Source organism: Pseudomonas cerasi (assembly GCF_027983475.1).
GTDB classification, from domain to species: domain Bacteria; phylum Pseudomonadota; class Gammaproteobacteria; order Pseudomonadales; family Pseudomonadaceae; genus Aquipseudomonas; species Aquipseudomonas cerasi.
In genome coordinates this window covers 1,485,470-1,495,722 of sequence record NZ_JAQJVM010000002.1, presented here as the reverse complement: position 1 = coordinate 1,495,722, position 10,253 = coordinate 1,485,470, and the positions used below count along the sequence as shown (strand labels likewise).

Here is a 10,253-nt window from a genome sequence, read left to right as displayed (position 1 = left end):
TCATGATTGAAGTGTGCAATGGATGGTGGGCGATACACTGCTTCACGCGCCGACTGTTTTAATCCTCCTATGATTTGAAGATTCCATGCCTCTCGACCTCGACACGCCACTTGATTCGCATCAACCGTTGAGCCTCAATGAACGCAAGCTGCTGGACATCCTTCGTCGTCGAGGCGCGATCACCCGTGCCACGGTTTCGACCGAGATGGACCTGGCTCAACAGTCGGTGCACCGGCTTATCGAAGAACTGATCAGCCGTGGTCTGCTGCGCAGCGGTGAGCGCGTCAAAAACGGTCGCGGCCAACCCAGCCCGCGGATCGAACTGATCAACGAAGCGGTGTATGCCATCGGCGTATCGATCAACACCGACTCGGCAGTGGTCTGCGTCGCCGATTTGGGCTGCAATGTGCTGGAACAGGTCACCCTGCGCACGCCGCCGTTAAGCCGCAACAGCACCCTGGATTCGCTGGAAAAGACCATCGAGCGCATGCTTCAGCGCAACGGCATCGAAGTGCAACGGGTCGTCGGCATGGGCTTCGCGATTGCCGGCTTTTTTCTCGAGAACCGCCAGATCAATGCGCCTGAACCGCTGCGCGACTGGTCATTGATGGACCTGCAACCGGTGCTGGAAGAACGATTCGGCATGCCGGTCTGGCTGGAAAACAACGCCACCACCGCAGCCATCGGCGAAAGCCTGGTCGGCGTGGGCGCCTGGGCCAGCAACTTCGTCTACCTGTCGTTCAACTTCGGCTTCGGCGCGGGCGTCGTGATTAACGGCAAGCCGTACTTCGGCAGCCACGGCAACGCAGGCGAGATCACCCTCTACAACGACGAAGAATCGATAAACCGTCCGGCTTTGCGTTACCTGCTCGAAGACCTGCATCAGAGCGGCGTGCAGGTCGACTCGATCGAAGACCTGCGCTTGCGCTTCGACCTCGACTGGCCCGGTGTGGATACCTGGCTGACACGCGTCAAGCCCACCCTGGATCGTCTGGTCAACGCACTGGCCGGGTTGTTCGATCCGCAGGCCGTGGTGTTTGGCGGGCAATTACCGCCCGAATTGGGAAAACGCCTGATCGCCGCGACGACTTTCTGGGGCACCCATCGCTACAACTCCCCACCGCCTCGGCCGCAGTTATTGCTGAGCGAGACGAATGGCGATGCGGCGGCTCTGGGGGCGGCGTTGGTGCCGTTGAAAGAGCGGTTTTTTGTTTGATCTGTCGTCAGTATCGAGTCGAAGCGGGCATTCAACGCATGATGACATCTACGCCAAAAGCATTTTGACGCCCTCAGCCCTTCTGTCTTAGAGCTTGCATCAGTTGCTCAACGACGATGGCTTCAACGGCACCTTCAGTGGCGTCCGCATCAAAAGCAGCGCAGCAAGCCGATGCCATAGAACGGCGTGATCCATGGGCGTTCTGGAATCGGGCCGCATAATGTTCGTGCGGTCTGCATTTCCTCAAGCAAGCCCGCGCACAGGATTTCTGCGCAGAGAAGTCGATCCAGAAATAACGCTGCTTGCGAAATCGGACCGATCAACAAGCCGTGGTAAACCCAGGCGGGGTCATCATTCGAGGTACTTCCCAGAGGGATCGTTTGTAAGTCGGCTTGCGCTTTAGCAAAGCGAACGTTCGAGATACCCAAAGGGGCAAGAGCACGTGGAATCACTGCATCATCAAACGTCAGATCGGTCAGTCGTTCAATGAGCTCTCTGCGGCGGGGGCAGGCAGGTGTGTTGGCTGGCCATTAACATTTATTCATGCAATCGGTGCTTAAGATTCAAGAAGCTCGGCCGATTATACGATATTGCTGAAATTAAGTTGGCTCTAATCATCGTTGAATAAGCCGTTATTGTACAGTCGGAGTTGACAAGTGAAGTTACGCCTGAGCTGCAAAGCTATAATGATCGCCCTGTCGTTTGCCTTGTCGAATGTGGCGATTTCTGAAGAGCTTAAAGTGTACAACTTTTCGCCCGTCAATCAGTACAATCTTAATCTTTCAGCCAGCTTTTGGAATCCAATCATAAAGTATGTGTCCGAAAAAAGCGGCGTGAATCTTACGCTGAAGTTAGGGCGAACGTCCTCTGATACAACGAGTTATGTGCTCGCCCAAGAAGTTGATTTCGCTTTTACCAATCATCTGTTTAGCCCGGAACGCGACAAGATGGGCTGGAAGGTGTTTGGTCGCCGTGACGCGCCTGCGCTTGAGGGGCAAATCGTGGTGCCTGACGACTCGCCAATTCATAGCCTTTCGGAGCTGGAGGGCAAGGAAGTCGTGTACCCGGGACCGGAAGCGTTCATTGCTTATAAAGTCACAAGCTCGGAATTGGTCAAGAAAGGGATCAACACGTCTACTGTGTTTGCAGGGAACATGGACGGTGCTTTCAGCCAACTCCTCAGTGGTAAGGCTCAAGCGATGGGAGCCAATTCACAGCTGGTAAGCGGCTACACGGAGAGAGAAGGGAAGTCGTTCCGCGTACTGTGGAGTTCAGCCTCGTTCAATGATTTGGCCCTCATGGCATCCCCTCGGGTTTCTAAAAAAGAACGTGATGCGGTCGCCAACGCATTTTTTAATATGCAAAACGATCCCGACGGTAGCAGGGTTCTTCGTGAGGCGACCGAGCTGGTCCATGCACCCGCACCGATTACCTTCATTCCTGCGACGGAAGCGGATTATGCGTCCTATCGTGATTTTTATAACAGTTTGCCAGCAAACCTTAAGTAAATAATTTCAACGTTAGCTGGAGAGGCTGTTAATGAATTTCTTTAAAAGCCTGCTGCCCAAATCACTGACGTCGCGAATACTGGCGATGTTATCCATTCTGATACTGACTTTTTTGACGACAGGGCTGGGACTGTTTTATAAAAACCAGCTGCTTCAGCATATTGAAGAGATCCAAGACACCGCTAACATGCTCATTGAGGTTGCGGCGCAAGCGGTTGAGGAAAGTGTCGTCATCGGCGATTACGACACCATCAAAAGAACCCTCGAAAAAACCCTGGCTCGCTCGCCGTTCAAATCGGCCATGTTTATTGACCTGTCGGGTGGCGTGATTCGCCTTGAGGCAGCCAGTGCGCCGGTTGGAAGAGCGCCTGCGTGGATAGAGTCTGAAGTCGCTGCAAGATTATTCGATGTCAATCGCCCGATCACTATTGGCGGAAAAGATTATGGCGTGATGCGTTTGTCTTTTAATGCCGAGAGAATTGCTGCCGAACTCTATAGTCTTGTGATCCAGGCTACATTGTTTGCGGTATTTTTTCTGCTGATAAGTTTGATGTTGATGGGGTTCATGATCAAGCGTTCGCTTGCTCACCTGGGCAAACTTCACTCTTATGAGGCGGAAATTGCTTCAGGTGCAGTGGCAGCAGAAGCGATGTTGGTCGCTGATGCTCCCATGGAAATACAGGAGGCTATAAAAGCGGTAAACCGCACTGCCGCAAGTATGCGCAATCACTTTGGTCTGCGTATCGAATCGTTGATGAATACCTTGGTGCAGCATAAAAATGCCCTGGATGAGGTGTCCATCGTTTGCGAAGTGTCGGCCTCCGGACGTATCACCTACGTTAACGAACGATTCGTAACAAGCTCACAGCACTCGCGAGCCGAGCTTTTAGAGTTGACGATCGATGAGGTCTGGACCGGCATGTCTTCAACCACTGAACCGTGGCAATGGGCACCGGAAAATGAGGTGTGGAACGGTGAGGTCAGGCTCTCAGGTCGCAGCGGCAAGGTTGCATGGCATCGACGCACTATCATACCTATTCTCGATGACCTGGGCGGCGTTGAAAAATATATCTGCATCGATATCGATATCACCGATCGAAAAGAGTTTGAGGTGGCGATTCTGGATAACTCCAGAAGGCAAAACCTTATCGCCTTGTTTGGCCAGCAGGCGTTGACCGAGGAAAACGTCAGTGTTCTGGGTGAACGGGCAACACTGACTGCGGCGCAAGGATTGAACTTGAGCAAGGCCGCTTTACGGGTCATTGATCGAGTGAATCATGAGGTCATCCTCAGCGCGGAGGTTGGCTTCACCGACGTTGAGATCCGCAGTGGTTATCACAATGATTTTTCGAGCGGGACTGCTGCTTCTGTCGGGTTTTTCATTAATGCTGATGCGCCAGATAGCAGGTACGCGCTGCTTCCTGGTGAAACAGTGGACGTTTGCAATATTAGAAGTGGCCTGGAGGTTGATATCTCTTGCAGGGAGGTCTTCAAGGGCGTTCTTGGTGTGTATGCCAGCAGGGATTACACCTTTACGCGTGAAGATGTCAGCTACCTTCAAACACTTGCCAACCTTTTGGCAGCCGCGCTTGAAAGGTATGACGCAAAGAGAAAGCTCACCTACCTGGCCGAAAATGATTCGCTTACCCATCTGCCTAATCGCTGGTTTCTCAGCAATTATCTGCGCGAGATAATCAGTCGGACAACGTCAGCGCCAGATGCAGTAAGCGTCATATTCATAGATTTGGACAGGTTCAAGGCCGTCAATGACACCATGGGGCATTCAGTAGGCGATCAATTGCTTATCCAGGCGGGTCGACGCTTGAAAGGCTGCATGGATGAGAACAGTGTGGTTGCGCGGCTGGGAGGCGATGAATTTTCGATTGTCGTCACACACAACGTCTATTCCGAGAGCCTCATAAAATCGCTGGCGACCCACGTTGTTGATGCGCTGGGCAAACCGTTCAACCTTGGCGGTCAGGATATATTCGTTTCAGCGAGTGTAGGCATCGCTAATTATCCGTTTGACGGGCGTGACACTGGCGTTATCTTGAAGAATGCGGACACCGCCATGTACCATGCGAAAAAAAGTGGCCGTAACAATTTCAAGTTTTACAACGCCAGAATGAACGAAAGTTTAACCAGACGCTTGCAAACGGAAACGCTATTGCGGGGTGCGCTTGATCGCGATGAGTTTATTCTGCATTTTCAGCCAAAGGTCAGCCTCGCCGATGGCAGGATAAGTGGTCTGGAGGCTTTATTGCGCTGGAATCACCCGGAGCAAGGTATGATTTCTCCGGCCGATTTTATCCCTATTCTTGAGGACACTGGCCTGATCATTCCTGTCGGCGTTTGGGTTATACGGAAAGTCTGTGAAACCCTAAAAAGCTGGGAAGAGAACAACATAAGGCTGGTACCGATCGCCATCAATCTGTCCGTCAGGCAGCTTCAAGTCAAAGGCCTGGCTGAGACCGTCAAGCATGTCGTTGAAGCATACGGTATCAACCCCGCTCTTTTAGAGTTCGAACTGACCGAGTCGATGCTGATGATCGATCCCGAGTCGGCGGTTGAGATACTTCGAGATATAAAATCGTATGGTATAAGCCTCTCCGTCGATGATTTCGGAACGGGCTATTCCAGTTTGGCCTACCTGAAGCGGTTTCCTCTTGATGCCCTCAAAATCGACAGGGCGTTCATAAAGGATATCACCAGCAATCATGAGGACGCCGCGATCACCAGGGCAGTAATCGTACTGGCGCACGAATTGGGTCTTAAGGTCATTGCAGAAGGCGTTGAAACAGTCGACCAGCTAGAGCTGCTCGTGGCGTATGGCTGCGATCAAATGCAGGGTTATCTTTTCAGTAAGCCTGTCATCAGTGATGAGTGTGCAGCGATGATCAAATCGTCACGCAGTCTGGATATAGGGTTTTCTGAAAGCGGTGTGGCGTAGCGTAGTAGTGATAGCGTCTGCGAGAGCGGTCATGGCGCGCCGCTGTACGCAGCGCCCACTTTTAGCTGTTAGCCGACAGCTTCAGGGGGGATCTGCACGATGTGGGTCGCGTGAGAATCCTCTATTCGAATGAAGCCTCCGTCGTAAAGCGTATCCAACAGCATGCTGAGTGTTGGGTCAACCCGCTTCCAATTGCAATCATCGGCGAACGGTTGTAACGAAGTATCGTGAGACGACCCAGAGCATGAAATCCTTTGCGGCTGTAGCCAAGGGTTTCTCAGATCATTCGCCTGGAGGTCTGCGCCAGCCTTAAGATTATTGACGAAGTTTTAGTTGATGGCACAATAGTGGCTTCTATCTCTGTCGTATGAGGCAGTGGTAAGGCCGCAATTCTTGAATGGATTCGGACAGACGTTCTGTTATTGACTAAGGAAAATCGTAAATGAAACGCTTGAAGACACTGGGCCTTGCGGCAATGCTGGTATTGAGCGGCTGCGCCAGTTTTACCAAGGACGAAGTAGCGCCAGTCACCATGCCTTCCATGGCCAGCTACACGAATAAACCCAACGTGTTCGTTGCGTTCGATTTCTACCAGGGCACACCCGGAACCACCGGCGCAGTAGAAGTACCGCAAGCTCGGGATGCACTCAAGCCCCAACTGCAAAAAGCGCTGACTGACTCTGGGTTGTTTGGCCGAGTGACCCTTGATGAGTTCAAGAAACAGCCAGGCGACTACAGCCTGCACCTCAAGGTGTATAACCATCCGCCAAGCGGTGGCCAATTGGTGATGGCGTTTATCAGTGGTCTGACTCTGACTATTATTCCGTCGATGGCCACCGATCAGTACAGCATGAGCCTGGATGCGCAGGATTCCCAGGGTAAGGTGCTGAGAACAGTCGGTAACCATGATGCAATCAACACCTGGATAGGTATCTGGTTTGTGCCGATGATGGCCAATACACCGCAGAAGGCTGTTAACGATACGTTTACGCGCCAGGTCAATTCACTGCTCAAGCAGTTGGTGGAGAGCCAGAGTCTGAAGTACTCAATGCTGAAGGTTACTGTTCCGCAGGCGTAATGAACTGACCGCCCGAAAAAAAGAGCCCATTTGGGCTCTTTTTTATTTGTGATTCAGCGCTTGGGTAAACAGTGGGTCGCTGTATAAAGCCTTGAGCAAATCACGCACCAACGGGTTGTAGGCGTTTGCCGCATTGGGGATAGCGACGGCCCCCAAAAAACTGCTGTTCCATTGGCTGCTGACCTGCTTGGTAGCGTCATATTCAACTTTCGCGCCGTTGATCAGGGTGAAGTGCGCGGCGATTGTGCCGGTGCCTGTACTCATTCCAGCGGTCAGTTCATTCTGCGTAACCAGCACATTTAGCTGGCGTGGCGATTGCGGGTCGATGAGACCTGCGCGGTCCAGTTCACCCGTCAGGGCATCCTGGATGTGTTGCGTGATGCTGCCGCTAGGGGATGTGACAGGATTGCCGCGCACTTGCAGTGAATCCTGACCTGCCGCAGCGCTGACCTGAGTCTGACGGATCGGTAAAAGGGGAGGCGTTTGCTTGAGCTTCTGGACGTTATCGAAGCTGGGCTCGTAACGCGTCATGGTCACGCCACAGCCTTGTATCAACAGTGCAAGCACCGCAACCAACAGTAGATTTCCTTTCACTGCATTTCCTTGCCTGAGTTATTTGGGGGCGTGATTATCAGGAACCTCAGATTCAAGGGCAATGCTTGATAGCCTGCTGGCCTTACATCCTCAGCGCTATAGCCTCTGCCACAAGGCACTCCAGCGCAAACTGCTCGGTATAGGTCATCTGAATCGGCGTGGTCTCGCCCTTGACGGTCCGCTCCCCATCGAGGATGTAGCGAATGCGTTTGTCGGTCACACCGATGCGCTTGGCGATCCATGAAGGGGTTTGGCCGATGCGCGAGATCAGTTTGTCGGCATATTCGGTGGAGGGGTTATAGAGTTCTGCGTTGGGTGTCATGGTGTGTCCAGATGGAAGTCAGGCGCTATAGATGCGGGGGAGTATGCAGCACAGTGAGCTGTTCGTCGTCGTGGGGCTGGCAAGCGACACGTATTATGCAGCGATTGGCAGATTGCTTTCCCGAGCAAGCTCGCTCCCACAGATGCCTGTCTTCAGGAGCAGGCCCGTTCCCGCAGGATCCTGTCTCCAGGAGCACACCGCGCAGCGTCACTCAATGCAAGTGGCGGATGGGGCGATCCTTCGCCCGTCCTCAGTCAGTAACGATCAGAGCTTCACGCCCAGTGTTACAAACGCGCTGCGCGGTGTGCCCACTTGAAGGATCTGCAGGTTGCCCGCCGGGTCGGTGGCTGCGCTGGCGTCGGTGTTGAGGGTGGAGATGTAGCGTTTGTCGAACAGGTTGACCATGTTCAGCGACAGCGTGGTGTCCTTGAGGGCGCCGAGTTTGCCGAAGTCATAGCCGAGGTTGGCGTTTGCCAGCCAGTAGCCGCTGACACTGGAGTCATTGGTGTAGGTGTAATAGCGCTTGCTGATGTAACTGCCTTGCAAGCCGGCGTTCCAGTGTTCCCAATTCCAGTCCAGGTTGCTCGAGTACATCAGTTTCGGTGTATCGACGACGGTCTTGCCTTTGACATGAACGGTGTTGCCGCCGCTGGCGTAGTCATCGTCGTAAGTGCTGTGGTTATAGGACATGGAGTTGGACCAGCGCCAGTTTTCATTGGGCGTCAGGCCGAACGACAGTTCCAGGCCTCGACTGGTGACCGAACCGACGTTGGCGACACCGTTCTGGCAGATGACGATGCCGGTGCAGTTGGTGATGGCGACCAGACGGTTATCGAATTTGGTGTTGTAGATCGCCGCCGAGGCCGAATACAGTTTGGTGCTGCGGCGCACGCCCAATTCGACGGTTTTCGAGGTTTCCGGCTTCAGGTCCTTGAAGCCGTTCTGCGCATCGACGGCGCTCTGCGTCGTGAAGAACGGGCTGTACCCGCCACTCGGGAACGCAGCCATGTTTTCCGAGTAAGAAGTGAAGACTTCGTCGTCCTCGTCGAGTTTGTAGGTTGCGCCTATTTGCGGCAGAAACCTGTCCCGCGCTTGCAGCGAGCCACTGGCGTAACCGCCGCCTTTGCCTTCGGCTGTTGAGGTCGTCACAGTATTTTTCGCGCCGAACTCAAGTTTGAGGCGGTCATCGAGCAGGGTGTAGGTGTCGCGCAGGTAGAACTGCCGGGTCAGGTCGTTGTAACTCTGATCCAGAACGGTGGCCGCCAGGGGCAGGCCATCGGTTTTGACGATGTGGTTCTGCGGCGTCGCATTGGTGGTATCGAACAGGTAACGCGAAATGTCGTTCTTGTTGGACTGAATCCAGAACCCGCCCTGAATTTCATGCTGGCCGAGATAGTAGGTCAGCGAGCTCTGGAAGCCGGTTCGATCGATGCCGTATTTTGTGCTGCGAATCGAATTGCTCGGCACTGCCGTCGAGCCGCTGGTGTAGACGAACGGGTAATACGAGTTGCCCCGACCCGAGTCATGGTGGTGATAGACGGTCGCGTCCAGGACCAGATCATCGGTCAGCGAGAAATTGCCGTTGAGGATGTCCAGTTCGTCGTCGCGCAGGCTGCTGGCGTTGTAGGTCGCATCGTTTGCGCTGGTTACCCCGCCGGTATAAATGCCGTTGGCCGCATTGACCGCGCGGGTCCAGTCCGGCGTGTAGTAGCTCCAGTTGTAGCCCAGACGCTGGATGATGCTCTTCGACAGGTTCGGCAGGTTGGCTTCGTCATGTGACGAGGTGCTGTGGAAGAAACTGACCCGGTTGTCGCCGAAGTTGTAGTTGACCTTGGCGTTCACTGCGTCGGACTTTTGCGGGTTGCTGTGGCCTTTCCAGGCGTCGGCATCGTACTTTTCGCCTGACACGTACGCTGAAAGTCCGTTGTATTCGCCAGTATCGACCCGCATGACAGTGCGCGAGGTGTCGTAGCTGCCCAAGGTTTGCGACAGGCGCGCGCCGAACTCTTTATCGGGATTGGAACTGGTGAACTGGATGGTGCCGCCCAGATCGCTGTTCGATGCCGTGCCCAGTGAGCCGATGCCGGGTGCCACTTCGCTGGAGGCGATGTTTTCAGCGATGATCGCGCGGGTGATGCTCAGGCCATTGAAGTTGCCGAAGCTCATGTTGCCGAGGGTGACGCCGTCCAGCGTGTAGCCCAGGTGGTGCATATCGAAGCCGCGCAGGCTGATGCGCTGGCTGCCTTCCTCACGGCCCAGCGGGTCACCAGACTGAAAGTTGACCCCAGGCAGGCGTTGCAGAACCTTCATCGGGCTGGTGCCTGCCGAGTAAGCCTTCACATCCTTTTGCGTCACGCGCTGCACCTGGCGAGTCTCGCCCTGACCGATCACTGACACCGTGCCCAGCGTCATGGCGGCGGTGTCGTCGCTGGCGGGCGCCGTTACCGAGGTGGGCACCTCGTCATCGGCCTGAATGAACGGGCTGATCAGGCACAGTGAGTTCAATGAAACCAGCAGCGCTAGGCGCGTTACCGGGAATCGAGGGGCACGCGGTATCGATCGATTGTTCATGGAAAGATTTTCCT

Annotated in this window: 7 protein-coding genes and 1 pseudogene; 4 read left to right on the top strand and 4 right to left on the bottom strand. The window is 54.2% G+C overall.

Features of this window, described 5'->3' with window-relative positions:
• Nucleotides 1–85 precede the first annotated feature (85 nt).
• On the top strand, nucleotides 86–1,216 hold the full coding sequence (locus PI739_RS15905) for an ROK family transcriptional regulator (RefSeq protein WP_058397052.1): 1,131 nt from the start codon (nucleotides 86–88) through the stop codon (nucleotides 1,214–1,216).
• Between the two features lie 48 nt (nucleotides 1,217–1,264).
• On the opposite strand, the pseudogene PI739_RS15900 reads toward PI739_RS15905, so the two are convergent.
• Nucleotides 1,265–1,707: pseudogene (locus PI739_RS15900) on the bottom strand (serine hydrolase); the annotation flags it as partial.
• A 195-nt stretch (nucleotides 1,708–1,902) separates the two neighbouring features.
• On the opposite strand from PI739_RS15900, the gene PI739_RS15895 reads away from it, so the two are divergent.
• The 3 genes from PI739_RS15895 (at nucleotide 1,903) to PI739_RS15885 (ending at nucleotide 6,752) form a co-directional block, all read left to right on the top strand.
• Complete coding sequence (locus PI739_RS15895) at nucleotides 1,903–2,724, top strand: phosphate/phosphite/phosphonate ABC transporter substrate-binding protein (protein ID WP_161437890.1); 822 nt, start codon at nucleotides 1,903–1,905, stop codon at nucleotides 2,722–2,724.
• A 31-nt stretch (nucleotides 2,725–2,755) separates the two neighbouring features.
• Complete coding sequence (locus tag PI739_RS15890; protein WP_003431789.1) at nucleotides 2,756–5,674, top strand: putative bifunctional diguanylate cyclase/phosphodiesterase; 2,919 nt, start codon at nucleotides 2,756–2,758, stop codon at nucleotides 5,672–5,674.
• Nucleotides 5,675–6,116: 442 nt separating this feature from the next.
• Nucleotides 6,117–6,752: a hypothetical protein gene (locus PI739_RS15885; protein WP_003368973.1), complete on the top strand. Its 636-nt coding sequence runs from the start codon at nucleotides 6,117–6,119 to the stop codon at nucleotides 6,750–6,752.
• Nucleotides 6,753–6,794: 42 nt separating this feature from the next.
• Here PI739_RS15885 and PI739_RS15880 read toward each other — a convergent pair whose 3' ends face one another.
• The 3 genes from PI739_RS15880 to PI739_RS15870 form a co-directional block, all read right to left on the bottom strand.
• Nucleotides 6,795–7,346, bottom strand: coding sequence for a hypothetical protein (locus PI739_RS15880; RefSeq protein ID WP_271352023.1), 552 nt, complete (start codon nucleotides 7,344–7,346; stop codon nucleotides 6,795–6,797).
• Nucleotides 7,347–7,428: 82 nt separating this feature from the next.
• Complete coding sequence (locus PI739_RS15875; RefSeq protein WP_003317071.1) at nucleotides 7,429–7,668, bottom strand: hypothetical protein; 240 nt, start codon at nucleotides 7,666–7,668, stop codon at nucleotides 7,429–7,431.
• 264 nt (nucleotides 7,669–7,932) lie between these two features.
• The gene (locus tag PI739_RS15870) at nucleotides 7,933–10,239 is read right to left on the bottom strand and encodes a TonB-dependent receptor (RefSeq protein WP_271352022.1); all 2,307 of its coding nucleotides are present in this window, start codon (nucleotides 10,237–10,239) and stop codon (nucleotides 7,933–7,935) included.
• Nucleotides 10,240–10,253: the final 14 nt, after the last annotated feature.

Bases quoted from the DNA above. Each gene is read 5' to 3' on its own strand.
- PI739_RS15905 (WP_058397052.1), top strand. From the start codon at position 86: ATGCCTCTCGACCTCGACACGCCACTTGATTCGCATCAACCGTTGAGC.
- PI739_RS15895 (WP_161437890.1), top strand. From the start codon at position 1,903: ATGATCGCCCTGTCGTTTGCCTTGTCGAATGTGGCGATTTCTGAAGAG.
- PI739_RS15890 (WP_003431789.1), top strand. From the start codon at position 2,756: ATGAATTTCTTTAAAAGCCTGCTGCCCAAATCACTGACGTCGCGAATA.
- PI739_RS15885 (WP_003368973.1), top strand. From the start codon at position 6,117: ATGAAACGCTTGAAGACACTGGGCCTTGCGGCAATGCTGGTATTGAGC.
- PI739_RS15875 (WP_003317071.1), bottom strand. From the start codon at position 7,668: ATGACACCCAACGCAGAACTCTATAACCCCTCCACCGAATATGCCGAC.
- PI739_RS15870 (WP_271352022.1), bottom strand. From the start codon at position 10,239: ATGAACAATCGATCGATACCGCGTGCCCCTCGATTCCCGGTAACGCGC.